Here is a 23,119-nt window from a genome sequence, read left to right as displayed (position 1 = left end):
CCCACCCCCTCCCCCCCACGTTGATCATGAGGTTGACGGCGGCGATGATCTCCATTCGCGCCGCTAACCTCATGATCAACCGGGCTCGGCGCGGGGGCGGGGCGGGGCGGGGTGGGGGTTAGTGGATGGTTAGGGGGACGGTGTGCCAGCCGGTGGCGCCGTCGGGGGCGACGTCCTGGCGGTGGTCGGTCTGGGTTTCGCCGGTGGCGTCGGTTGCGCGAACCTGGAGGGTGTGCTCGCCCGGCGTGGCGTCCCACCGCCACGACCACTGCACCCAGGTGTCCGCCGAGACGGTGGCGGCCAGTTCCGCCTCCTGCCAGGGGCCCTCGTCGACGCGTACCTCAACCCGGCGGATGCCCCGGTGCTGGGCCCAGGCCACCCCGGCCACGGTGATCGGGCCGGCCGTGAGCCGGTTGCGCGCCCGGGGCCGGTCGATCCGCGACTGGGTCTTCACCGGCCCCTGCGCCGACCAGCCACGCGGCACCCAGTACGCGTCGAAGTCGGCGAAGCTGGTCAGCTCCAGCTCGGTGACCCACTTGCAGGCCGACACGTAGCCGTACAGACCGGGCACCACCATCCGTACCGGAAAGCCGTGCTCGACCGGCAGCGGCTCACCGTTCATCCCCACCGCCAGCAGGGCGTCCCGCCCGTCGCGCAGCACCGCCGTGGGGGTGCCGCAGGTCCAGCCGTCCACCGACCGCCCGACCACCTGGTCGGCGCCCTCCTCGGGCTCCACCTCGTCGAGCAGTTCCTTCAGCGGCACGCCCAACCAGCGGGCGTTGCCGATCAGGTCGCCGCCGACCTCGTTGGACACGCAGGCCAGCGTCACATACCGCTCGACCAGCGGCCGGGCCAGCAGGTCGGCGAAGCTGAGGGTGAGCGGCCGGCGGACCCGGCCGTGGATGCGCAGCCGCCAGGTCTCCGGGTCGACCTGCGGCACCACCAGCGCCGTGTCGATCCGGTAGAAGCCGAAGTTCGGGGTGACGTAGGGGGCGAGCTGGGTCAGCGACAGGTCGGCCCCGGCGGGCACCGGCGGCGCGGCGGAGACCGGCGCGGGCAGCCGCACCGCCGCCCGGGCCGCCGAGACGCCCCGCCGCCCGGCCAGCCACCGCCCGCCCAGACCGGCCACGGTGGCCGCGCCGAGCAACACCCCGGCCCCGGTGAGGAACCGCCGCCGCGACTCCGGATCGGTGCGCTCCAGCGGCTCCCACCCAGCCGGCCTCGGGTCCGCCGCCCTGGCCTGGGCCGACCGTCCCCCGGCCGCTGCCGCCGGCTGGCCCCGCGCTTCGTCCCCCGCCGGCCCGGCAGCCGCTCGCGGAGCCACCACCGCAGGCCGGCCCTCGGGCCCGTCGGCGGCCGGCCCGGCCCTCGTTGCCCCGATCCCCGGGCCGGCCGGCCGCGCGGCGGAGGGCAGGGGCTCGGGCGGTGACCAGGGCCACGGGTCGAGTTCCAGCGGGCCGGCCACGAAGAGCCAGAGCACCAGCGTCCCCGCCCCGGCACCGAGCAGCGCGGGCAGGGCGTCGGCGAGGTCCGCGCCGGCCCGGGTCAGCGCGGCGGTCACCCCGAGCGCCCCGAAGGCCGCGATGCCGGCCAGGGCGACGGCCAACCGGCGGACGGCCACCACCCCGAGCAGCGCGGCCGCCGCGCCGAGCAGCAGCGCCGTCCCGATCAGCAGAGCGACCTTGTCGTACGTGCCGAAGAGCGCGATGCCGAGCTGCTTGAGCGGCTCCGGAACGGTGTCGACGACCAGTCCGCCGACGGCGACCAGCGGGGCCGAGCGGGGGCCGGTCAGCACCGCCACCAGTTCGGCGGAGCCGATCGCCACCGCGGCGGCGGTGAACCCGGCCAGCGCGGCGTACCGGCGTGTCGTGGTGCTCATCGGGCCAGTCTTTCCGATCGGCCGGCCCGGTCGGTAGCCACGTCAGCGTTCCGTAATCCCGCCTCGGAGCGGCGGCCCGCCCGCACCGCCACCGCCCGCCCACACTGCCTCGACCCGGAGACACGACCCCGCCGCGGCCCGGGGGCGCGATGGCCTCGGGGCCCGGAGACCCACGTGGAGACCCAGGCGCTCGCCGGGGTCCGGAGGCGGGAGCGCGGGGCCGGAAACCCGGCCGGGGCACACCGTCGGCGTGACGGTGTGCCCCGGACCGGTGGTGCTACCGGGTCAGAAGCCCGGGCCGTGCTGGTGGCTGTGGCCGTGGCCGTGCGAGTGCCCGTGCCCGGCGGCGGCCGGCTCCGGCTCGGCCGGCTTCTCCACCACGAGGCTCTCCGTGGTGAGCAGCAGGCCGGCGATCGAGGCGGCGTTGCTGACCGCGTTGCGGGTCACCTTCACCGGGTCGACGATGCCGGACTTCGCCAGGTCGACGTACTCGCCGGTGGCCGCGTCGAGGCCGTGGCCCCACTCCTTGCCGACCACCTTCTGCACCACGACGTAGCCGTCGTGGCCGGCGTTCTGGGCGATCCAGCGCAGCGGCTCGACCAGCGCCTTGCGCACGATCGAGACACCGACCTTCTCGTCACCGGTGAAGCCCAGGTCGTCGTCGAGCGCCGGCAGGATCTGCGCCAGCGCGGCGCCACCGCCGGGGACGGTGCCCTCCTCGACCGCGGCCTTGGTCGCCGCGATGGCGTCCTCGATGCGGTGCTTGCGCTCCTTCATCTCGACCTCGGTCGCCGCGCCCACCTTGATGACGGCGATGCCGCCGGAGAGCTTGGCCAGCCGCTCGGCGAGCTTCTCCCGGTCCCACTCGGAGTCCGAGGCCTCGATCTCCTTGCGGATCTGGGCCACCCGGTCGGCAACCTCGCTGGCCTGGCCGCCGCCGTCGACGATGGTGGTGTTCTCCTTGTCCACCACCACGCGGCGGGCGGTGCCCAGCACCTCCAGGCCGACCTGGTCGAGCTTGTAGCCCAGCTCCGGGGCGACCAGCTCGGCGCCGGTCAGGATCGCCATGTCCTGCAGCATCGCCTTGCGGCGGTCGCCGAAGCCGGGAGCCTTGACCGCGCAGACCTTGACGGTCTTGCGGATCGCGTTGACCACCAGGGTGGACAGCGCCTGGCCCTCGACGTCCTCGGCGATGATCAGCAGCGGCTTGCTGTTCTGGAGAACCTTCTCCAGCAGCGGCAGCAGCTCCTCGATCGCCGAGATCTTCTGCGTGGTGATCAGGATGTACGGGTCCTCCAGGACCGCCTCCTGCGCCTCCACGTCGGTGACGAAGTTCGGCGAGATGAAGCCCTTGTCGAACTGGAGACCCTCGGTCACGTCCAGCTCGGTGTGCAGGGTGGAGCCTTCCTCGACGGTGATGACGCCGTCGCGGCCGACCTTCTCCATCGCCTCGGCGATCAGGTCGCCGATGGCGGCGTCCTGCGCGGAGACCGTCGCGACGTGCGCGACCGCCTTCTTGTCGGACACCTCGACCGCCCGGGCCAGCAGCGCCTCGGAGACCTTGTTGGCCGCCGCGTCGATGCCCCGCTTCAGGCCGGTCGGGTTGGCGCCGGCCGCGACGTTGCGCAGGCCCTCGCGGACCATCGCCTGGGCCAGCACGGTCGCGGTGGTGGTCCCGTCGCCGGCGACGTCGTTGGTCTTGGTCGCCACCTCCTTGACCAGCTGCGCGCCGAGGTTCTCGTACGGGTTGGTGAGCTCGATCTCCTTGGCGATGGTCACACCATCGTTGGTGATCGTGGGCGCACCGAACTTCTTGTCCAGGACGACGTTGCGCCCGCGCGGGCCGAGGGTGACCTTGACCGCGTCCGCGAGGGCGTTGACACCGTGCTCGAGCAGGTGCCGGGCGTCGTCCGAAAAGCTCAGGATCTTCGCCATGGATGTCCCTTCGAAGCGACGTTGCCCCGGCCCGGCGAGCCGGACCGGGGCAACGACACTGATCGGTTGCTTACTTCTCGATGACCGCGAGGACGTCGCGGGCGGAGAGCACCAGGTACTCCTCGCCGGCGTACTTGACCTCGGTGCCGCCGTACTTCGAGTAGAGGACGGTGTCGCCGACCTTGACGTCGATCGGCACGCGGTTGCCCTTGTCGTCGATCCGGCCCGGGCCGACAGCGAGGACGGTGCCCTCCTGCGGCTTCTCCTTGGCGGTGTCGGGGATCACGATGCCCGACGCCGTGGTGGTCTCAGCCTCGTTCGCCTGGACCACGATCCGGTCCTCGAGCGGCTTGATCGCAACCTTGGTCGCGGTAGTCACGGGCATACCCTCCTGGGGTACTGGTTTCGTTACCGGTCGGCGGGCCGACCAGCGTCAATCTGCCACATGCCACCGGGCGGGGCCGTCGTCGCGGGTGCCGGTCCGCCTGGCGTTCAGCGCCCGGACCGCGCGGCCCGGAAGCTGGCACCCTCAGGGTGAGAGTGCTAATCGCAGGTTATTCCTCGGCTAGCACTCCGTCAAGGAGAGTGCCAACGCTCCAGACCTCGTGTCGCCACTGTCCCGCCAACCTTCTGCCACTGTTCCGCCACGGGATACCGCGACACGCCGGCAACGCCTCGCCGCAGCGTGATCGACCCCCTACTCTCCGGTGCCGGCACGATGCCGAGGGGAGGTAGCGACCGATGTCCCGGGTACCGACACTGACATTCCTGCGAGATCAGCTTCGCCGGGCCCGCCAGGCGCGCGGGCTCAGCCAGGAGGAGCTGGGCAAGCTGATCAACTACTCGTCGTCACAGGTGAGCGCCGTCGAGATCGGCGAGCGGCCGGTCCAGCGGGACTATCTGGCCCGGGTCGACGCGGTGCTCGACACCGGCGGCCTCTTCGTCGCCATGCTGGAGCTGATCCGGCTCCACGCCGCGCCGGACTGGTTCCGCCCGTGGGAGGAGGTCGAGCGGGAGGCGATAGCGCTGCGCTGGTGTGAAGCGAGCGCCGTCCCCGGCCTGCTGCAGACCGAGGGCTACGCGCGGGCGATGCTCGGTGTGGGTGGTGAGCTGATCGCCGAAGAGGTCGAGGCGCGGGTGGTGGCCCGGCTCGCCCGACAGGCCGTGCTGGCCGGCGACCTACGGCCGCAGTTCGTCGCCGTGCTGGACGAGCAGGCGCTGCGCCGGCAGGTCGGCGACCGGGCCACCATGCGCGATCAGTTGGCACATCTGCTGGCCGTTGGCGCTGAACCGAACGTGCAGATCCGCGTCGTGCCGGCGGACTCTCCCTGGCACACCGGGCTCGGCGGCTCGTTCATCCTGGCCAGGCTCGCCAACGGCGCCGAGCTGATTCACCTGGACAACCAGCTCCGGGGCCTGACCGTGGACAGCCCTAACGACGTTGCCGCCCTCGAACGACGCTGGGAGACTGTGACGGGTGAGGCACTGCCTTGCCGGCAGTCCGCCCGGCTGATCGAGGAAGTGGCCAAGACATGGACCTGACCCGCGCCGCCTGGCGCAAGTCCTCCCGCAGCACCAACAACGGCGGCGCGTGCGTCGAGGTCGCCGACAACCTGCCCGGCGTGGTCGCCGTCCGGGACAGCAAGGACCCGACCGGCCCGGTGCTCACCTTCGCCCCGGCGAGCTGGCGGGCCTTCGTCACCGCCACCCCGACCCGTCACTGACCACCCGCTCGACGACGCGAACGCGCCTCCCACGCCGAGGGCGGCCCCGGTGATCCACACCGTGTCCGGCATATCGCGGTGTCCGTAGGCTCGGGATGCCGCCATGTCCCGCACATGGAGTGGATCAACCCAGCGGGAGCCCGTGACCGCGCCGACCTGACGGCGTGCGCAGGAGGCGGAACGGGGCCGGGACAATGGCCGGGTGGATCTGGACCAGCTCGCCGCCCTGCGTACCGCCGAGGGGTCGGCCGCGCTCGCCGCGGCGGCCGAGGTGGCCGGCGGCGACCCGCTGGCCGCGGCGTCGGCGCTCCGCTCGGCCGGCGTTCCGGCCGGGCTGGCCGCCGCCGCGCTGACCCAGGTCGAGCTGCGCCGCCGGGCGGCCGGCAAGTTCGGGCCGGCGGCCGCCGGCATGTTCCTCACCCGCCCGGGGCTGGAGCAGGCCACCCGCCAGGTGGTCGCCGACCGGCGGGCCGAGCGGTTGCGCGCCGCCGGGGTGCGCACCCTGGCCGACCTGGGCTGCGGCCTCGGCGCCGACGCGCTCGCCGCCGCCCGCGCCGGCATCCGGGTGTACGGCGTGGAGGCCGACCCGGTGACCGCCGCGATGGCCGCGGCGAACGCCGAGGCGGCCGGCGTGGCCGAGCTGTTCACCGTCGAGTGCGGTGACGCCACCGCCTTCGACGTCGACCGGGTCGACGCGGTCTTCTGCGATCCGGCGCGGCGCAAGGCCGGCACCGGGCGGCGGGTGTTCGACCCGAGCGCCTACTCGCCGCCGTGGGACTTCGTGCTCGGGCTCGCCGAGCGGGTGCCGTACACCGTGGTGAAGGTGGCGCCCGGGCTGGACCACGCGCTGATCCCGCCAGGCGCCGAGGCGGAGTGGGTCAGCGTGGACGGTGACCTGGTCGAGGCGACCCTGTGGTGCGGCCGGCTGGCCGAGGTCCCCCGCCGGGCCACCGTGCTGCGCGGCGCGACGGCACACGTGCTGACCGGCGCCGGCGACCGGCAGGCGGCGGTCGGGCCGGTGCGCCGCCACCTGTACGACCCGGACCCGGCGGTGGTCCGCGCCCACCTGGTCGCCGAGCTGGCCGACACCCTCGACGCCACGCTCGCCGACCCCGACATCGCCTACCTCTACGCCGATGCGCCGGCCGCCACCCCGTACGCCCGCTGCCTGGCGGTCACCGACGTGCTGCCGTTCTCGCTCAAGCGGCTGCGGGCCCTGCTCCGGGAGCGGCGGGTGGGCCGGGTGGAGATCCTCAAGCGCGGCTCGGCGCTGGAGCCGGAGCGGCTGCGCCGCGACCTGAAGCTGGCCGGGGACAACGCCGCCAGCCTGGTGCTCACCCGGGTGGCCGGTGCCCCCACCACGCTGATCTGCCAACCCGTGCCGGCCCCCTGACCACCCCGCCGCTCGCCGCCCGGCGGTCGGCCCGTCCCAGGGCGCGGGTATCGGATGGCCTGGCGGGCGGGGCGCCGCTAGCTTGTCGGGCATGGCGGGACAGGGAACACCGGCGACGGCGCTGCTGGCGAAGCGGAAGATCACGCACAGCACCCATCCGTACGACGTCTCCCCGGACGCGCCGAACTACGGCGGGCTGGTCGCCGAGGCGCTGGGCGTGCCGCCGGAGCGGGTGTTCAAGTCGCTGGTCACCGAGGTCGACGGGGCGCTCACGGTGGCGGTCGTGCCGGTCACCGGCGAGCTGGACCTCAAGGCGCTCGCCGCGGCGGTCGGTGGCAAGCGGGCGGCGCTGGCCGACCGTACGGTGGCCGAGCGGGTGACCGGCTACGTCCGGGGCGGGATCAGCCCGCTGGGCCAGCGCAAGCGGCTGCCCACCGTGCTCGACTCGTCGGCGCTGGACTTCCCGACGATCTACGTCTCGGCCGGCCGGCGCGGCCTCCAACTCCAACTCGCCCCGGCCGACCTGATCACCCTCACCACCGCCCACCTCGCCCCCCTCTCCACCAGCCCCTGACCCCGCACCCCCCGACGGGTTGATCAAGGGGTTTGGGGCGGAAATCGCGCAGCGTATGACGCGAACCCCTTGATCAACACGTCGGTGTGACGGCGGCAGGGGTGGGAGCGCTTTCTTGAGGGTGTCGGGGACGTTGCTGAATTGTTACCGCTGCCAACAAACTCATGACCTCGGCACCCTTGTGGTCGGGTCGGCGAGCGGAATACGTTGCCGGGCACAACAAAACAACACCTACCCCCACCTCGAAAGGACCCTGCACATGCGCAAGGGCTTCCTCACCTTCGCCGCCGTGGGCCTCCTGACCGTCGGCAGCGTGGCCGCCTGTGGCGACGAATCCGGCAGCGGTGACCAGGCCGGCAGCGCCAAGACCCCGAAGATCGGCGTCATCCTCCCGGACAGCAAGTCCTCCGCCCGCTGGGAGGGCGCCGACCGCAAGTTCCTGGAAGAGGCGTTCAAGGCCGCCGGCGTCCAGTACGACATCCAGAACGCCCAGGGCGACAAGACCGCCTTCCAGACCATCGCCGACCAGATGATCACCAACGGCGTCACCGCCCTGATGATCGTCAACCTGGACTCCGGCACCGGCAAGGCCGTCCTGGACAAGGCCAAGTCGCAGGGCGTCGCCACCATCGACTACGACCGGCTCACCCTCGGCGGCTCCGCCGAGTACTACGTCAGCTTCGACAACGAGGCGGTCGGCAAGCTCCAGGGCGAGGGTCTGGCCAAGTGCCTGACCGACAAGGGCGCCAAGAACCCGGTCGTGGCCTACCTCAACGGCTCGCCGACCGACAACAACGCCACCCTGTTCAAGAACGGGTACGACTCGATCCTCAAGCCGAAGTTCGACTCCAAGGAGTACACCAAGGGCCCGGACCAGTCCGTGCCGGACTGGGACAACGCCCAGGCCGCGACGATCTTCGAGCAGATGCTGACCCAGACCGGCGGCAAGATCGACGGTGTGCTCGCCGCCAACGACGGGCTGGGCAACGCGGCCATCTCGGTGCTGAAGAAGAACAAGCTCAACGGGAAGGTCCCGGTCACCGGCCAGGACGCCACCCCGCAGGGCCTGCAGAACATCCTCGCCGGCGACCAGTGCATGACCGTCTACAAGGCGATCAAGGAGGAGGCGAAGGCCGCCTCCGACCTGGCCATCGCGCTCGCCAAGGGTGAGAAGAAGGAGACCGGGCAGACCGTCAAGGACCCGGAGGGCGGCCGTGACGTCGCGTCCGTGCTGCTCACCCCGAAGCTGATCTACAAGGAGAACGTCAAGGACGTGATCGCCGACGGCTTCGTCACCAAGGACGAGGTCTGCACGGCCGACTACGCCAAGCTCTGCGCCGACGCCGGCATCAGCTGACCGACGCTCCACGTCGTACCCGCCGAGGCGAGCCGCCCGGCACGGGACTCCCCCGTGCCGGGCGGCACTCGCCGGACGGGCTCCGAGATCTCCCCTCCATCCGAAGGAGACACCCCGTGTCCGCAACACCACTGCTGGAGCTACGCGGGATCGACAAGAGCTTCGGTCCCGTCCAGGTCCTGCGTGACGTCGCCTTCGCCGCCCATCCCGGCGAGGTGACCGCGCTGGTCGGCGACAACGGCGCCGGCAAGTCGACCCTGGTCAAGTGCATCAGCGGCATCTACCAGACCGACGCCGGCGAGTTCCTCTTCGACGGCCGGCCGGTGACCATCAACAGTCCCCGGGACGCCGCCGCGCTCGGTATCGAGGTCGTCTACCAGGACCTCGCGCTCTGCGACAACCTCGACATCGTGCAGAACATGTTCCTCGGCCGGGAGAAGCGCAGCGGCATCGTCCTGGACGAGCCGACCATGGAGCAGCTCGCCGCGGAGACGCTGGCCGGGCTCTCCGTCCGCACCGTGAAGTCGTTGCGGCAGCACGTCTCCAGCCTCTCCGGCGGCCAGCGCCAGACGGTGGCCATCGCCAAGGCGGTGCTCTGGAACAGCAAGCTGGTCATCCTCGACGAGCCGACCGCCGCGCTCGGCGTCGCGCAGACCGCGCAGGTGCTCGAGCTGGTCCGCCGGCTGGCCGACAACGGCCTCGCGGTCGTGCTCATCTCGCACAACATGAACGACGTCTTCGCCGTCTCCGACCGGATCGCCGCGCTCTACCTCGGCCAGATGGTCGCCCAGGTGAAGACCACCGACATCACCCACGCCCAGGTGGTGGAGCTGATCACCGCCGGCCGCTCCGGCGGGCTCGGCCTCGCCGCCGAGGCGGCCAGCAACGGCCACGGCGCCGAGCCGACCCAGACCACCACAGGAGGCGTCCAGTGACCACCACGGTCGTGCAGAAGGAAGGCCCGGCGGCGGTCACACCGACGCCCACCCTCGGCAGCCACGTACGCAACTACGTCGGCCGGGTACGCGGTGGCGACATCGGCGCGCTGCCGGCCGTGCTCGGCCTGATCGTGCTCTGCACTGTCTTCTCGATCATGCGGCCGTCGTTCCTCACCGCCGGCAACTTCGCCAACCTGTTCACCCAGGGCGCGGCGGTCACCCTGATCGCCATGGGGCTGGTCTTCGTCCTGCTGCTCGGCGAGATCGACCTCTCCGCCGGCTTCGCCAGCGGCGTCTGCGCCGCCGTGCTGGCCAATGTGGTCACCGTGCTCGGCTACCCCTGGTACGTCGCGGTGGTCGCGGCCCTGGCCACCGGCGTGGTGATCGGCACGACGCTGGGCTTCCTGGTCGCCAAGATCGGGATCCCGTCCTTCGTGGTGACCCTCGCCGGGTTCCTCGCCTTCCAGGGCGTCGTGCTGATGCTCATGGAGGAGGGCACCAACATCTCGGTGCGGGACGACGTGCTGGTGGCCATCGCCAACCGCAACCTGCCCCCCGTCCTCGGCTGGCTGCTGGCCGCCGTCGCGGTCGCCGGCTTCGCCGCGGTGCAACTGCTGCGGCACCGCAACCGCGCCAACCGGGGGCTGGTCACCGACCCACTCGCCGTGGTGTTCGTCCGGATCGGCGGCCTCGCGGTGATCCTCGGCGTCGCGGTCTTCATCCTCAACCTGGAGCGCAGCCGCAACGTCCTGATCAGCTCGCTCAAGGGTGTGCCGATCGTCGTGCCGATCATCGCGCTGCTGCTGGTCCTCTGGACCTTCGTGCTCCAGCGCACCAGCTACGGCCGGCACGTCTACGCGGTCGGCGGCAACAAGGAGGCGGCGCGCCGGGCCGGCATCAACGTGGACCGGATCCGCATCTCGGTCTTCATGATCTGCTCCTCGATGGCGGCCGTCGGCGGCATCGTGGCGGCCAGCCGGGCCAACTCGGTGGACCCCAACACCGGTGGCAGTAACGTACTGCTCTACGCCGTGGGCGCCGCGGTTATCGGCGGCACCAGCCTCTTCGGCGGCAAGGGCCGGGTGCTGGACGCCGTACTCGGTGGCGCGGTGGTCGCGGTGATCGACAACGGGATGGGTCTGATGGGGTACAGCTCGGGCGTGAAGTACGTGGTCACCGGCGTGGTGCTGCTGCTCGCGGCGAGCGTGGACGCCTTCTCCCGGCGCCGTTCCGCGGCGACCGGCACCCGCTGACCCCCGCGGTACCGACGTGGCGACAGTAATGCGCGCAGGGCCGAGCCAGGACGAGATCCGCCGGCAGAACCTCGGTGCGCTGCTGCGCTACGTGCACGTCCACGGGGCGACCACCCGCGCGGAACTGACCACCGCGCTGGGGTTGAACCGCAGCACCATCGGTGCGCTGACCGCCGACCTGGCCGGCGCCGGGCTGGTCAGCGAGGGGACGCCGAAGGAGACCGGCCGGGCCGGACGACCGTCGCTGGTCGTCCGGCCCGAGTCGGCGCGGGTCTACGCGTACGCGTACAGCATCGAGGTGGACCGGCTGCGTGCCGCGCGGGTCGGGCTCGGCGGCACCGTGCTCGACCGCCGGGAGCTGGACCGGCCCCGCGACCTGACCGCCGCGGAGGCCGCGCCGCTGCTCGCCGGGGCGGTCAAGGAGATGCAGCACGCGGTGCCGGGCGAGTCGATCTGCGTCGGCGCCGGGGTCGCCGTCTGCGGCATGGTGCGCCGCGCCGACGGCCTGGTCCGGCTGGGCCCGACCACCGGCTGGGTGGACGAGCCGATCGGCGCGGCGCTCAGCGCGGAACTCGGCTGCGACGTGCCGGTCACCGTCGGGAACGTGGCCGACGTGGCGGCCTTCGCCGAGCACGCCCGGGGCGCGGCTTCCGGCTGCGACAACGTCATCTACCTCTACGGGGACGTCGGCGTGGGCGCCGGCATCATCGCCGGCGGCCGGCGGGTGACCGGGCACGGCGGGTACGGCGGCGAGGTGGGCCACATGAAGGTGGTCCGCGACGGCGAGCGCTGCGAGCGCTGCGAGTGCGGCTCCCGGGGCTGCTGGGAGACCGAGATCGGCGAGCACGCGTTGCTGCGCCACGCCGGCCGCTCGGACGCCCGGGGGCGGGACGCGCTGCTGGCCGTCTTCGACGCCGCCGACCGGGGCGACGCCCGGGCCCAGTCGGCGGTCCGCCAGGCCGGCGACTGGCTCGGCTTCGGGGTGGCCAACCTGGTCAACATCTTCAACCCGGAGATGGTCATCTTCGGCGGCACCATGCGCGACCTCTACCTCGCCGCGGCGGCCCAGGTCCGCAGCCGGCTCAACTCCAACGGGCTGGCCGCCTGCCTGGAACACGTCCGGCTGCGCACCCCCAAGCTGGGCGAGGACGCCGCCCTGATCGGTGCGGCCGAGCTGGCCTTCGAGCGGCTGCTCGCCGACCCGCTCGACGCCGGCTGACCGGCGGCACCGGGGCCGACCGGCGACGCGGACCGGCTGCTCCCGGCCGGGTCGCTGACCGCCCGCAACTCCGCAGCGACCACCCGCGGTGATCGGCGACGCGGGGGCTGAGCGGCGACCCCGCCCGGGGGGAACACTCGGCTGTCCGGCGGACCCGCCGGCGCGCTGTCCTGCGTAGCCTGTCCCCCGTGGACGTCCAGTTGCGCGCCTCCGACGACGACCGGCACCGGGTGGTCGCCGAGCTGCAACGGCACACCGCCGCCGGCCGGCTCACCCTGGACGAGTTCGCCGACCGGGCCGGTGCCGTCTGGACCGCGCGTACGCTCGGCGACCTCGCCGCGCTCACCCGGGACCTGCCGCCGCCGGCCGCGCCGGCCACCCCCGACCCGGCCGGCGCGCACGGCCGGCGGGAACTGCTGGCGATCTTCGCCGCCGCCGCGCTCACCCTGCTGCTGCTCGGGCTGGTGCTGGCCGTCGTCCGCTGACCGCTGCCGCCGGGCGCAATGAACTGATCGGGCGATCAGTCCGTACCAGTGGGCGGACGGGCGGCCGGCGGGATGCGGTCGCCCGGCGGAGGCGTCCGGCCCGCACCGAGGAGGCAGCACAGACATGGCATCGCTCAGTTCCGCCCGCCGTCGGCAGGTGCACCGGACCCGTCGGTTGGCGGTGCTGCTCGTCACGATCGCCGCCGGGCTGGTGCTGCCCGGTGTGGCCGTCGCCGCGCCGGCCGGACAGCAGCTCAACGCCGCCGACGCCGCCCTGCTCAACGGCGTCCGGCTGGCCGGGCTCTGGGAGATGCCGGCCGGGCAGATGGCCGCCGAGAAGGGCCAGTCGGCCAAGGTCCGGGAGATCGGCGCCGCCATCGCCACCGAGCACGAGGAGCTGGACCGGCTGACCGTGGAGGCGGCCAACAAGCTGGGCGCGACCATCCCGACCGACCCGACGGACGAGCAGAAGGGCTGGTTGAAGGAGATGCAGAACGCCACCGGCGCGCGCTTCGACCAGATCTTCGTCACCCGGCTGCGGGTCGCCCACGGCAAGATCTTCCCGGTGATCGGAGCCATCCGGGCCAGCACCCGCGACCCGATCGTGCGCAAGCTCGCCGAGGACGCCAACCGGTTCGTCATGCACCACATGCAGATGCTGGAGAGCACCGGCCTGGTGCGGTGGCCGGAACTCCCGCCCGCCGCGCTGCCCGCCCCCGGCAACGACGGGCTGCTCGCCGCCGCCTCGGCCAACACCGGCCCGCAGATGGGCGTCAGCAGCACCGTGGTCTGGCTGGTCTTCCTCGCCGCGCTGGGCACCGGCGGAATCGCCACCTACCGGATGCTCCGCCGCACCTGACCCGCCGGCCGGCTACTCGTTCTGGGCCGGCCCGAGCAGGCGGATCTCCTCGATGTCCAGCGCGGCCTGCACCTCGCGCAGCACGAAGTCGTCGATCTGGTTGGTGTCGCGCAGCCGGGTGACCTCCCGGCGCTTGTGGTCGAGGACGGCGAGGCGCAGCTGCCGGTCCAGCTCCCGGGCCTGCTCCGGCTCCTCGCCCCGCTCCTCGGCGGCGACCGAGTCCAGGTGCTTCTGGTACTCCCCGCGCATCCGGTCGACGACCTCCTGCTCGATGCCGAGCCGGGCGGCCACCTCGGGCAGCGCCGCCAGGCCGGCCTCGGTGGCCCGCCGCCGGGCCAGCCGCACCTCGTCCTCCCGCTGGACGTCACCGACCAGGCCCGCCCAGCGGACCACGGCCGGCAGCGTGGTGCCCTCGATCAGCATGATCAGCACGATCACCACCACCGTGGTGAAGATGATCAGGTCACGTTCGTGCACCGGGGTGCCGGCGGTGGTGGTCACCGGAACCGCGAGGGCGGCCGCCAGCGAGACGGCACCGCGGAAGCCGGCCCACCCGGTCGCGGTCCGCACCCGCCACGGCACCCGCATGGCCCGCCGGGAGCTGCGCCGGTCGACCGCCTGGATCAGGGCCGTGGTGATGTGGACGTAGAGCAGCCGGACCGCGATGACCACGCCGGTCACCCCCACCGCGATGGTCAGCGCCTGTGCGGCGGAGGTGCTGGTGAGGCTGCGCAGGGCGCGCGGGATCTGCATCCCGAGCAGGATGAAGAGGCTGCCGTTGATCAGGAACGTGGACAGGTCCCAGAAGTCGAACGCCATGATCCGGGAGCGGGCCCGGATCACCCGCGGGCTGGCGTAGGCGAGCATCAGCCCCGCCACCACCACCGCCAGGACGCCGCTGGCGTGGATCTCCTCGGCGAGGAAGAAGGCGGCGAACGGGGTGAGCACGCTCAGCCCGCCTTCGCGCAACGGGTCGTCGAGCCGCTTCCGGATCAGGATGACCACCAGACCGACCACGATGCCGGCGGCGACGCCGCCCACCGACGCGACCAGGAACCGCTCCGTCAGCGCGAACAGGCTCGGCTCGACGCCGCCGGCGACCAGGCCCACGGCGACCGAGAAGAGCACCAGCGCGGTGCCGTCGTTGATCAGGCTCTCCGCGTGCAGGGTGGTGAGGATCCGGCGTGGCATCCGCTTGGCCAGGCCGGAGACCGCCGCCGCGTCGGTCGGCGCGAGCACCGCGCCGAGCACCCAGGCCGCCGCCGGTTCGATGCCGAACCGCTCCACGAAGATCGTCACCGCGACCATGGTCACGATCACCAGCCCCACCGCGAGCAACGTGATCGGCACCAGGTTGGCCCGGATCTCCCGCAGGCTGGTGGTGATGCTCTCCCGGTAGAGGATCGCCGGCAGGAAGAGCAGCAGCACCACCTCGGGGTCGAGCACCACGTGGGACAGCGGGGGCAGCAGCGCGAGCAGCGCGCCCATGGTGATCAGCAGCACCGGCGGCGCCACGCTGTACCGGCCGCCGAGGGTCGTGCCGATCAGCACGGTGGTGCCCAGCACCACGATCAGTACCAGCGCCTCCACGCCCCCACCCCCGCACACATGGTGGTACGGCGGACCGGCGGCGCACCGCCGTTCGTCCGAATTGGCGGGGGCCGGTCCGGCCCGGCCGGACCAGTGCGATCAGACCCGGCCAGGGCCGGACAGCGTGGGGTCCGGGCCGGTCAGGGCCGGTCGCCGTGCCAGGAGCGCCAGAGGGCGGCGTACGGGCCACCGGCCGCGACCAGTTCGTCGTGCGGGCCGAGCTCGGTGATCCGGCCGTCCTCGACCACCGCCACCCGGTCCGCGTCGTGCGCCGAGAAGAGCCGGTGCGCGATGGCAATCACCGTCCGGCCGGCCAGCACGGCGGCCAGCGAACGCTCCAGGTGCCGAGCGGCCCGGGGGTCGATCAGCGAGGTGGCCTCGTCGAGCACCAGGGTGTGCGGGTCGGCCAGCACCAGCCGGGCCAGCGCCAGCTGCTGTGCCTGGGCCGGCGAGAGCGGATGCCCGCCGGAGCCGACCACGGTCTCCAGCCCGTCCGGCAGCGCCCGCGCCCAGTCCAGCGCGTCCACGGCGGCCAGCGCCGACTCCACGGCCGCCTGGTCGGCGCCCGGGCGGACCATCGCCACGTTCTCCCGGAGCGTGCCGATGAAGACGTGGTGCTCCTGGGTGACCAGCGCGACGTGCGAGCGCAGCTCGTCCAGGGGCAGTTCGTCCAGCCGCCGGCCGGCCACCGTCACCGAACCGGAGCGGGGCGCGTGCACCCCGGCGAGCAGCCGCCCCAGGGTGGACTTGCCGGCGCCCGACGGGCCCACCATGGCCAGCTTCTCGCCCGGCTCCGGCACCAGGGTCACCCCGTGCAGCACGTCCCGGCCGGGCCGGTAGGCGTACCGGACGTCGCGGGCGGCGAGCCGCCGGTCCGCGTCCGGCCCCGCGTCGCCCGCCCGGTCGGCGGCGGCCGGGGCTGCCTGAGCGGCGGCCGGAGTGACGGCCGGGGTGGCGGGCGGGTCGCCGGCCACGCCGAGCAGCCGGGCCATCGAGGCGCCGCCGACCTGGAATTCGTCCAGCCAGGAGAGCAGCCGGTCGACCGGGTCCACGAGCTGCTGCACGTAGAGGGTGGCGGCGGTGACCTGCCCGAGGCTGACCCAGCCCTCCAGGTAGAACCAGCCACCGATGAGCAGGGTGGCGGCCACCGGCACCACGTACCCGATCTCGGCGACCGGAAAGAAGATGGTGCGCAGCCAGAGGGTGTACCGCTCGGCCGCGTACGACCGGCGGATGTCGGCGTCGATGCGGGCCCGGCGGCGCGCCTGCTGCCGCAGCGCCTCGGTGGTCCGCGACCCCTCGACGGTCTCACTGATCCCGTCGGTGATGTCGGAGTAGGCGGCGTTCTCCCGCAGGTAGCCCTGCGGCGCGCGGCGCAGGTACCAGCGGGTGCCGGCCCAGAGCACCGGCACCGCGATCAGGCAGGGCAGCGCGAGCAGCGGGCCGACCAGCACCAGCGCGCCGATGATGAAGCCGGCGGTGACGATCGCGATGAGCGTCTCCGGCACCGCGAAGCGGACCGTGCGGGACAACGCCGAGACGTCCCGGGAGGTACGGGTGAGCAGGTCGCCGGTGCCGGCCCGCTCGACGGTGGCCAGCGGCAGGGCCAGCATCCGGTCGACGAACTCCTCGCGCAGCTCGGCCAGCACCCGCTCGCCGAGCCGGGCCGAGGCCAGGTGGGCGAAGCGCACCAGCACCGACTGCACCACCACGAACCCGGCGATGAGCAGGGCGATCCGGTCCACCGTGGTGCCGGTGGTGCCCCGGGAGATCCCCTCGACCAGGTCGCCGAGCAGCCGCGGCGCGACCAGGCCGGCCGCGGCGGCCAGCGCGTGCAGGGCCAGCGCCGCGGCGAGCGCGCGCGGGTGCCGGCGGACCAGGCCGCGCGCGTACCGCCGCACCTGCGCCGCGTCGGCGACCGGCAGTGCGGTGCCCATCAGCCCTCCTCCCGGCTCACCGTGGCGCGGTAGCGCGGTTCGCCGTCGAGCAGCTCGGCGTGCGTCCCCTCGGCCACCGCCTTGCCGTCCTCCACGAAGATCACATGTTCGGCCCGGCCGAGCACCAGCGGGCTGGTGGTGCAGACCAGGGTGGTCCGGCCGGCGCGGGCGACGGCGAGCCGGTCCGCGATCCGCGCCTCGGTGTGCGCGTCGACCGCGCTGGTCGGCTCGACCAGCAGCAGCGTCTCCGGGTCGGCGACCAGCGCCCGGGCCAGCCGCAACCGCTGCTGCTGCCCGCCGGAGAACTCCCGGCCCCGCTCGGCGACCGCGCTGTCCAGCCCGTCGGGCAGCGCGTCGACGATGTCCGTCGCGCTCGCCGCGGCGAGCGCCGCCGCGATCGTCGCGTCGTCGGCCGTGTCGTGCGGGTCCAGCTCCGCCCGGAGCGACCCGGTGAACAGGTGCGCGTCGTTGTCGGCCACCATGATCCGCTCACGCACCGCGGCCAGCGGCAGGTCCCGCAGCGGTACGCCGTGCAGGGTCGCCTCCCCGTCGACGTACCGGCCGAGCCGATCCACGATCGCCGCGGCCTCCTCGGGCGCGGTCGCGGCGAGCGCGGTGAACCGGCCGGGGCGCAGCGTCACCCCGGACTCGACGTCCACCAGCTCGCCCGGACCGTCGGGCAGGCGCGCCGGCCGCGCCGGTTCGGCCAGTTCCGGGGTGAGCCGGAGCAGCCGGACCACCCGCCGGGCGGCCACGTGGCCACGGGTCAGCTTGTCCACCGCCTCGGTGAGCTGCCGCAGCGGGCTGACCAGGAACGCGGTGTAGCCGTAGAAGGCGACCAGCTGGCCGGCGCTGATCTCGCCGCGCAGCGCGAACCGGGCGCCGAGCCAGGTGACCAGCACCAGGAAGGCGCCGGGGAGCAGCACCTGCGCCGCCTCCAGCAGCGACTCGACCCGGGCCACCCGTACGCCGTCGGCGCGCAGCGCCTGCGACTGCGTCCGGTATCGGGCGGACAGCACCGGCTCGCCGCCGACGCCGCGCAGCACCCGCAGCCCGGAGACGATGTCACCGGCCCGGGTGGTCAGCGCCCCCTCGGAGTCCCGGTACGCCTGCTGCTGCCGGTGCAGCGGCCGGATGAGCAGGCCGACCACCGCCATCAGCAGCGGTACGCCGAGCACCACGACCAGGCCGAGCGGCACCGAGGCGCCGAGCAGGATCACCGCGACGGTGACGATGGCGACCACCGCGCCGGTGCCCCGGGCGGTGATGTCGATCGCGTGGCCGATGTGGCTGATGTCGGCGGTGCCGATGCTCACCACCTCGCCGGCGGCCACCCGGCGGGGCAGGGCGGCGCCGAGCCGGTTGGCGGTCTGCACGGTCAGCTGCACCGTCCGGTACGCGGCGGCGAGCCAGTTGAACACCGCGCACCGGTGCCGCAGGATGCCGGCGACCGCCTGGAGCACGCCCAGGCCGAGCAGCACCAGCCCCCAGGTGACCAGGGCGCCCTCGTCGCGGCGGGTGAGCCCGTCCACGGCCCGGCCGACGGCGGCGGGCATCAGCGCCTGGGCGACCATCCAGAGCACGCCGAGGGCGATGCCGGCGCTGAACACGGCCTTGTGCCGCAGCGCCAGCCACACCAGGTAGCGGGTCGCCGACCGCGAGTCGGGTACGCCGGGATCACCGGCCGGTAAGGAGCGCATAGCCCCTCGACGCTAGACGTCGGGCCGCCCGCCCCGCGAACCAATTACCGGCCGGCGGTCAGCGGTCGACCTGCGTGAAGTCCCACGAGTGCGGCGGCCGGGCGAGCAGGGTGGGAGGCGGATCGGGCAGCGCGCGCGGGTTGCCCCGCCACTTGGAGATGACCACCACCCGGTGGTCGGTGGAGGAGAACACCTCGCTGGACAGGTGCAGCGGGTCGTGGTCGAACTCCGGCAGCGCGGTGTCGCAGACCCAGGTGATCAGGTCGGCCACCCCGTACGGCTCGGCGCGCGCCTCCCACATCCGGACGATCACGTCGGCCCCCGTCACACGCTGACCGTGGTGAGCGGCATGGCCGAGTCGGCGGGCAGGTCCAGCCGGCTGGGGGCGATGCCCGCCGCGACCAGGTGCGCGCCGAGCGCGGCCACCATCGCGCCGTTGTCGGTGCAGAGCTTCGGCCGGGGCGCCCGGACCCGGATGCCGTGTTTGGCGGCGCGGTGCTCGGCCATCGCCCGCAGCCGCGAGTTGGCCGCGACGCCGCCGCCGATCACCAGCGTGTCGATGCCGTCCGTCCGGCACGCGTCGATCGCCTTGGCGGTCAGCACGTCGCAGACCGCCTCCTGGAAGGAGGCGGCGACGTCGGCGACGGGCACCGGCTCGCCGGCCCGCTGCCGTGCCTCCACCCAGCGGGCCACCGCGGTCTTCAGGCCGGAGAAGGAAAAGTCGTAGCGGTGGGCGGCGAGGTCCTTGGCGGCGGTCAGGCCGCGCGGGAAGGCGATCGCCGCCGGGTCGCCGGCGCGCGCCTCCCGGTCGATCGGCGGGCCGCCGGGGAACGGCAGCCCGAGCAGGCGGGCGACCTTGTCGAACGCCTCACCGGCGGCGTCGTCGATGGTGGCGCCGAGCGGGGTGACGCCGCGGGCCAGGTCGTCGACCCGGAGCAGGGACGAGTGGCCGCCGGAGACCAGCAGGGCGATCGCCGGCTCGGGCAGCGGGCCGTGCTCCAGGGTGTCCACCGCCACGTGCGCGGCGAGGTGGTTGACCCCGTAGACGGGCTTCTCGGCGGCGAGCGCGTACCCCTTGGCCGCGGCCACCCCGACCAGCAGGGCGCCGGCCAGACCCGGACCGGAGGTCACCGCGATGGCGTCGATGTCGGCGAGGGTCACCCCGGCCTCGGCCAGCGCCCGGTCCATGGTCGGCACGATGGCCTCCAGGTGGGCCCGGCTGGCCACCTCGGGCACCACGCCGCCGAACCGGGCGTGCTGCTCGACGCTGGAGGCGAGCGCGTCGGCGAGCAGCGTGTGCCCGCGCACGATGCCGACCCCGGTCTCGTCGCAGGAAGTCTCGATGCCGAGGATCAGTGGTTCGTCAGCCACGGTCGGTCCCATCTCCGGTCGCCGCCGCGACGCGCTGCATGACCAGCGCGTCGGTGTTGCTCGGTTGGTAGTAGCCGCGTCGTACCCCGATCGGTTCGAAGCCGTACGCGGCGTAGAGCCGTTGGGCCGGGGCGTTGTCCGCCGAGACCTCCAGCAGGGTGCTGCGGACGCCGAGCCGGGCGGCCTCGGCGAGCAGCGCCTCCAGCAGCAGCCGGCCGATGCCGCGACGCTGGGCGTCCCGGCGGACGGCGATGTTCTGCACCCAGGCCTCGTCCGGCAGCACGGCGGTGAGCCCGGCGTAGCCGAGCAGCGCGCCGTCGTCGTCGCGGGCCACCAGGTAGAAGTGCCCGTTGGCCAGTTCGTTCCAGAACATCGCCGCCGACCACTGCTCGGGGCCGAACAGGTCCGCCTCGATCGGCAGCACCTCGTCGATGTGCCACCAACGGAACGGCTCCAGGTGGACCACGCTCACGGCAGGACCGGCTTGCGCGCGGTCGCCGCCACGGCGTCCGGGCGGCGCAGGTAGAGCGGGGTGAGCCGCTCGCCGGGGGCACCGGCCCGGATCCGCTCGGCGGCCAGGGCGGCCAGCGACGCGGGATCCGGGTAGCGCGGCTCCGCCCGGAGCGGCAGGCCGAGCGCGTCGGCGTACCGGTGGGCGCCGTCGCCGACCGCCAGGGTGACCGCCAGCCCCCGGGCCTGCTCGGCGGCGACCGCCGGGGCGGAGACCTCCGGCCCGACCAGCCGCTGACCGGCGCCGTCGTAGACCGCCCAGTAGATCTCCTTGCGCCGCGCGTCGCTGGCGGCCAGCACCGGCTCCCCGGCGGCCGCCGGGTGGCCGATCGCGTCCAGCGAGCAGACGCCGTACGTGGGGATGCCGAGCACCTGGCCCATCGTGGCGGCGGTGACCAGCCCCACGCGCAGCCCGGTGAACGGGCCGGGACCGAGACCGGCGACGATCGCCGCCAGGTCACCCGGACGGGCGCCGGCGTCGGCGAGGACCGCGTCGACCTGCGGGGCGAGCAGTTCGCCGTGCGCGCGGGCGTCGACGGTGCTCCGCTGCGCGCGGAGCGCGACGCCGTCGGCCGAGACCTCCATCAGGGCCGCGGTCACCGCGGGCGTGGAGCTGTCCACCACGAGTACGAGCACGGTATGCCAGCCTAGCCGCCCCGCCCCCACCCCTGACGCACGCCCGCCCCGCCCGTCCAACCCTCGGCACAGCCCGACCACGCCCTACACCGCCGCCGCACCTGGCCGCGGCTCCACCTCGCCCGTCGGCTTTATCTGGCTCTGCCCGCACCTCGGCTCAGGGCTGAGCGGTGGGCGTGTCGTCGGGACCGGCCATGTTGCTCTTCGAGCCTGATACCTGAGAGTCATATTGATGACTCTGAGGTATCAGGCTCTTCCTCGAATGGCCCACCATGCCGGGATGTCATCCCGTCTGGTCACCCTCCTCGGCACCACGGTCCGGCAGCAGCGCGAGTTGCGCGAACTCAGCCAGCGTGAGCTGGCCGAGCTGGTCGGGGTCAGCCAGGCGGCAGTCGCCCGCATCGAACGCGGCGACCGCTCGCCCAGCGTGCCGCTGCTGGAGCGGCTGCTCGCGGCAATGGACCTCCAGTTGGCGGTCATGGTGGAGCCGCTCGACGCGCAACTCGATGCCCGGATGGCCGAGCTGGCCGCCCGGCCGCTGGCCGAGCGGGTCAGCGACCTGGGGCTGGACCGGATCCTGGACCGCCTCGGCGACCTGCCGCACGTGCTCGCGGGTGCCACTGCCGCGGCGCTCCAGGGTGCGCCGGTGCCGGTCGACGCCGTGGAGATCGCGGTCCGCTGGCGCGACTCGGCCCGGTTCACCGCCTGGCTGAGGACCGCCTACGGACAGCGGTGGCACGACCGGTGGGGCGAGTTCGGCGGGGTGCCGGTGGAGCCCGAGGAACCGGGCGCCCACCGATGGCTGACCCGGTACGGGGAGCTGCGGGCCGTGATGTGCGACGAGCTGCCCGAGACGGTCGAGGTGCGGCACGGCGAACGCGGCTACCGGGTGGTGCCGCTGATCGCCGTGGAGCTGGCCGACCCGGGCGCCGCCGGGCTGCTGCGCCGCTACCGGAGCCGCGCACACCCCGCCGCCACCGACCGGACCCGCTGACCCGGCACAGGCCGAGCCAACGGGCCCAGCCGGCCGAGCCCGCGGGACTACCCAGCCGTCAGCCGGCCGAGCGCTCCCAGTCGATGGTGGGCAGGCCGGCGTCGGCCAGCGCCTTGTTGGCCGCGCTGAACGGGCGGCTGCCGAGGAAGCCCCGGGGGTTCATCGGGCTGGGGTGGCCGGCCTCCAGCACGACGTGCCGGGGGTTGGTGACCAGGGCGGCCTTCTTGCGCGCGTAGCCGCCCCAGAGCAGGAAGACCACCCGGGTGTCCAGCGCGTCCAGGGCCCGGATGGTGGCGTCGGTGAACTCCTCCCAGCCGGAGTTCGCGTGCGAGCCCGGCGTGCCCTGCCGGACGGTCAGCACCGAGTTGAGCAGCAGCACGCCCTGGGCGGCCCAGCCGTCGAGGTTGCCGCTGCGCGGCTTGGGCACGCCGAGGTCCTCCCCCAGCTCCTTGAAGACGTTGCGCAGCGACGGCGGCACCGTCACCCCCTCGCGGACGCTGAAGCTCAGCCCGTGCGCCTGCCCGGCCCGGTGGTACGGGTCCTGCCCGAGGATCAGCACCCGGCAGCCGTCGGGCGGGCAGAGCCGGTAGGCGGAGAAGAGGTCCTCGACCGGCGGGTAGACCGTCGCGGTCGCGTACTCGCGGGCGACGAAGCCGGCCAGCGCGGCGGTGCGGGCCGGGTCGAGGTGCGGGGTGAGCACGGCCCGCCAGTCCGCCGGCAGCAGCGCCAGCAGGTCGAGGGTGGGGGCGTCGTCGGGCATCGGCA

Annotated in this window: 22 protein-coding genes; 11 read left to right on the top strand and 11 right to left on the bottom strand. The window is 73.7% G+C overall.

Features of this window, described 5'->3' with window-relative positions; genetic code table 11:
* Positions 1 to 118: 118 nt before the first annotated feature.
* The 3 genes from GA0070609_RS00490 to groES form a co-directional block, all read right to left on the bottom strand.
* A complete protein-coding gene (locus tag GA0070609_RS00490; protein ID WP_088991956.1) occupies positions 119 to 1,879 on the bottom strand; it encodes a molybdopterin-dependent oxidoreductase in 1,761 nt (586 codons plus the stop codon).
* Between the two features lie 285 nt (positions 1,880 to 2,164).
* Positions 2,165 to 3,814 carry a chaperonin GroEL gene (gene groL / locus GA0070609_RS00485; RefSeq protein WP_088991955.1) on the bottom strand — a complete coding sequence of 550 codons (1,650 nt, stop codon included), beginning with the start codon at positions 3,812 to 3,814 and terminating at the stop codon, positions 2,165 to 2,167.
* Positions 3,815 to 3,884: 70 nt separating this feature from the next.
* The gene (gene groES, locus GA0070609_RS00480) at positions 3,885 to 4,199 is read right to left on the bottom strand and encodes a co-chaperone GroES (RefSeq protein WP_018222648.1); all 315 of its coding nucleotides are present in this window, start codon (positions 4,197 to 4,199) and stop codon (positions 3,885 to 3,887) included.
* Positions 4,200 to 4,555: 356 nt separating this feature from the next.
* On the opposite strand from groES, the gene GA0070609_RS00475 reads away from it, so the two are divergent.
* From GA0070609_RS00475 to GA0070609_RS00430, 10 genes are all read left to right on the top strand, one after another.
* Complete coding sequence (locus GA0070609_RS00475) at positions 4,556 to 5,356, top strand: helix-turn-helix domain-containing protein (RefSeq protein ID WP_088991954.1); 801 nt, start codon at positions 4,556 to 4,558, stop codon at positions 5,354 to 5,356.
* Entirely contained in the window at positions 5,347 to 5,538 is a 192-nt protein-coding gene (locus tag GA0070609_RS00470; protein WP_088991953.1) for a DUF397 domain-containing protein, read from the top strand. The genes GA0070609_RS00475 and GA0070609_RS00470 overlap by 10 nt, the downstream gene beginning before the upstream one ends.
* A 202-nt stretch (positions 5,539 to 5,740) precedes the next feature.
* Positions 5,741 to 6,931, top strand: a complete 1,191-nt coding sequence (locus GA0070609_RS00465) for a THUMP-like domain-containing protein (protein ID WP_088991952.1) — start codon at positions 5,741 to 5,743, stop codon at positions 6,929 to 6,931.
* A gap of 91 nt (positions 6,932 to 7,022) precedes the next feature.
* On the top strand, positions 7,023 to 7,505 hold the full coding sequence (gene ybaK / locus GA0070609_RS00460) for a Cys-tRNA(Pro) deacylase (RefSeq protein WP_088991951.1): 483 nt from the start codon (positions 7,023 to 7,025) through the stop codon (positions 7,503 to 7,505).
* Between the two features lie 259 nt (positions 7,506 to 7,764).
* The gene (locus GA0070609_RS00455) at positions 7,765 to 8,862 is read left to right on the top strand and encodes a sugar ABC transporter substrate-binding protein (RefSeq protein ID WP_088991950.1); all 1,098 of its coding nucleotides are present in this window, start codon (positions 7,765 to 7,767) and stop codon (positions 8,860 to 8,862) included.
* 116 nt (positions 8,863 to 8,978) lie between these two features.
* Positions 8,979 to 9,797 carry an ATP-binding cassette domain-containing protein gene (locus GA0070609_RS00450; protein WP_088991949.1) on the top strand — a complete coding sequence of 273 codons (819 nt, stop codon included), beginning with the start codon at positions 8,979 to 8,981 and terminating at the stop codon, positions 9,795 to 9,797.
* Positions 9,794 to 11,053, top strand: a complete 1,260-nt coding sequence (locus GA0070609_RS00445; protein ID WP_088991948.1) for a sugar ABC transporter permease — start codon at positions 9,794 to 9,796, stop codon at positions 11,051 to 11,053. The genes GA0070609_RS00450 and GA0070609_RS00445 overlap by 4 nt, the downstream gene beginning before the upstream one ends.
* A gap of 28 nt (positions 11,054 to 11,081) precedes the next feature.
* Complete coding sequence (locus tag GA0070609_RS00440) at positions 11,082 to 12,272, top strand: ROK family protein (protein WP_088991947.1); 1,191 nt, start codon at positions 11,082 to 11,084, stop codon at positions 12,270 to 12,272.
* Between the two features lie 188 nt (positions 12,273 to 12,460).
* On the top strand, positions 12,461 to 12,757 hold the full coding sequence (locus GA0070609_RS00435) for a DUF1707 SHOCT-like domain-containing protein (protein WP_088991946.1): 297 nt from the start codon (positions 12,461 to 12,463) through the stop codon (positions 12,755 to 12,757).
* A 124-nt stretch (positions 12,758 to 12,881) separates the two neighbouring features.
* Entirely contained in the window at positions 12,882 to 13,616 is a 735-nt protein-coding gene (locus tag GA0070609_RS00430; RefSeq protein WP_088991945.1) for a DUF4142 domain-containing protein, read from the top strand.
* Positions 13,617 to 13,628: 12 nt separating this feature from the next.
* Here the strand turns inward: GA0070609_RS00430 and GA0070609_RS00425 are convergent, their stop codons facing one another.
* The 7 genes from GA0070609_RS00425 to tsaB form a co-directional block, all read right to left on the bottom strand.
* Positions 13,629 to 15,206 carry a Na+/H+ antiporter gene (locus GA0070609_RS00425; protein WP_088991944.1) on the bottom strand — a complete coding sequence of 526 codons (1,578 nt, stop codon included), beginning with the start codon at positions 15,204 to 15,206 and terminating at the stop codon, positions 13,629 to 13,631.
* Between the two features lie 140 nt (positions 15,207 to 15,346).
* Positions 15,347 to 17,143: an ABC transporter ATP-binding protein gene (locus GA0070609_RS00420; protein WP_088991943.1), complete on the bottom strand. Its 1,797-nt coding sequence runs from the start codon at positions 17,141 to 17,143 to the stop codon at positions 15,347 to 15,349.
* Positions 17,143 to 18,843 carry an ABC transporter transmembrane domain-containing protein gene (locus tag GA0070609_RS00415; protein WP_088991942.1) on the bottom strand — a complete coding sequence of 567 codons (1,701 nt, stop codon included), beginning with the start codon at positions 18,841 to 18,843 and terminating at the stop codon, positions 17,143 to 17,145. The genes GA0070609_RS00420 and GA0070609_RS00415 overlap by 1 nt, the downstream gene beginning before the upstream one ends.
* 58 nt (positions 18,844 to 18,901) lie before the next feature.
* Positions 18,902 to 19,156: a hypothetical protein gene (locus GA0070609_RS00410; RefSeq protein WP_088997394.1), complete on the bottom strand. Its 255-nt coding sequence runs from the start codon at positions 19,154 to 19,156 to the stop codon at positions 18,902 to 18,904.
* Between the two features lie 11 nt (positions 19,157 to 19,167).
* Positions 19,168 to 20,214, bottom strand: coding sequence for a tRNA (adenosine(37)-N6)-threonylcarbamoyltransferase complex transferase subunit TsaD (gene tsaD, locus GA0070609_RS00405; RefSeq protein ID WP_088997393.1), 1,047 nt, complete (start codon positions 20,212 to 20,214; stop codon positions 19,168 to 19,170).
* Entirely contained in the window at positions 20,207 to 20,686 is a 480-nt protein-coding gene (gene rimI / locus GA0070609_RS00400) for a ribosomal protein S18-alanine N-acetyltransferase (RefSeq protein WP_088991941.1), read from the bottom strand. The genes tsaD and rimI overlap by 8 nt, the downstream gene beginning before the upstream one ends.
* Complete coding sequence (tsaB, locus tag GA0070609_RS00395; protein WP_088991940.1) at positions 20,683 to 21,360, bottom strand: tRNA (adenosine(37)-N6)-threonylcarbamoyltransferase complex dimerization subunit type 1 TsaB; 678 nt, start codon at positions 21,358 to 21,360, stop codon at positions 20,683 to 20,685. Before tsaB ends, rimI begins: the two co-directional genes overlap by 4 nt.
* A gap of 280 nt (positions 21,361 to 21,640) precedes the next feature.
* On the opposite strand from tsaB, the gene GA0070609_RS00390 reads away from it, so the two are divergent.
* A complete protein-coding gene (locus GA0070609_RS00390; protein WP_088997392.1) occupies positions 21,641 to 22,354 on the top strand; it encodes a helix-turn-helix domain-containing protein in 714 nt (237 codons plus the stop codon).
* A gap of 58 nt (positions 22,355 to 22,412) precedes the next feature.
* Here GA0070609_RS00390 and ung read toward each other — a convergent pair whose 3' ends face one another.
* Complete coding sequence (ung, locus tag GA0070609_RS00385; protein WP_088991939.1) at positions 22,413 to 23,114, bottom strand: uracil-DNA glycosylase; 702 nt, start codon at positions 23,112 to 23,114, stop codon at positions 22,413 to 22,415.
* Between the last annotated feature and the right edge of the window lie 5 nt (positions 23,115 to 23,119).

The sequence above is a fragment of the Micromonospora echinaurantiaca genome, assembly GCF_900090235.1.
Taxonomy (GTDB): domain Bacteria; phylum Actinomycetota; class Actinomycetes; order Mycobacteriales; family Micromonosporaceae; genus Micromonospora; species Micromonospora echinaurantiaca.
Note: the sequence above shows the minus strand (reverse complement) of the source record. Positions and strands in the feature narration are given on the sequence as shown.

What these genes read in the sequence shown, in the direction of transcription:
- GA0070609_RS00490 (WP_088991956.1), bottom strand. Translation starts at nt 1,879, where the DNA reads ATGAGCACCACGACACGCCGGTACGCCGCGCTGGCCGGGTTCACCGCC.
- groL (WP_088991955.1), bottom strand. Translation starts at nt 3,814, where the DNA reads ATGGCGAAGATCCTGAGCTTTTCGGACGACGCCCGGCACCTGCTCGAG.
- groES (WP_018222648.1), bottom strand. Translation starts at nt 4,199, where the DNA reads ATGCCCGTGACTACCGCGACCAAGGTTGCGATCAAGCCGCTCGAGGAC.
- GA0070609_RS00475 (WP_088991954.1), top strand. Translation starts at nt 4,556, where the DNA reads ATGTCCCGGGTACCGACACTGACATTCCTGCGAGATCAGCTTCGCCGG.
- GA0070609_RS00470 (WP_088991953.1), top strand. Translation starts at nt 5,347, where the DNA reads ATGGACCTGACCCGCGCCGCCTGGCGCAAGTCCTCCCGCAGCACCAAC.
- ybaK (WP_088991951.1), top strand. Translation starts at nt 7,023, where the DNA reads ATGGCGGGACAGGGAACACCGGCGACGGCGCTGCTGGCGAAGCGGAAG.
- GA0070609_RS00455 (WP_088991950.1), top strand. Translation starts at nt 7,765, where the DNA reads ATGCGCAAGGGCTTCCTCACCTTCGCCGCCGTGGGCCTCCTGACCGTC.
- GA0070609_RS00440 (WP_088991947.1), top strand. Translation starts at nt 11,082, where the DNA reads ATGCGCGCAGGGCCGAGCCAGGACGAGATCCGCCGGCAGAACCTCGGT.
- GA0070609_RS00430 (WP_088991945.1), top strand. Translation starts at nt 12,882, where the DNA reads ATGGCATCGCTCAGTTCCGCCCGCCGTCGGCAGGTGCACCGGACCCGT.
- GA0070609_RS00420 (WP_088991943.1), bottom strand. Translation starts at nt 17,143, where the DNA reads ATGGGCACCGCACTGCCGGTCGCCGACGCGGCGCAGGTGCGGCGGTAC.
- GA0070609_RS00415 (WP_088991942.1), bottom strand. Translation starts at nt 18,843, where the DNA reads ATGCGCTCCTTACCGGCCGGTGATCCCGGCGTACCCGACTCGCGGTCG.
- GA0070609_RS00390 (WP_088997392.1), top strand. Translation starts at nt 21,641, where the DNA reads ATGTCATCCCGTCTGGTCACCCTCCTCGGCACCACGGTCCGGCAGCAG.
- ung (WP_088991939.1), bottom strand. Translation starts at nt 23,114, where the DNA reads ATGCCCGACGACGCCCCCACCCTCGACCTGCTGGCGCTGCTGCCGGCG.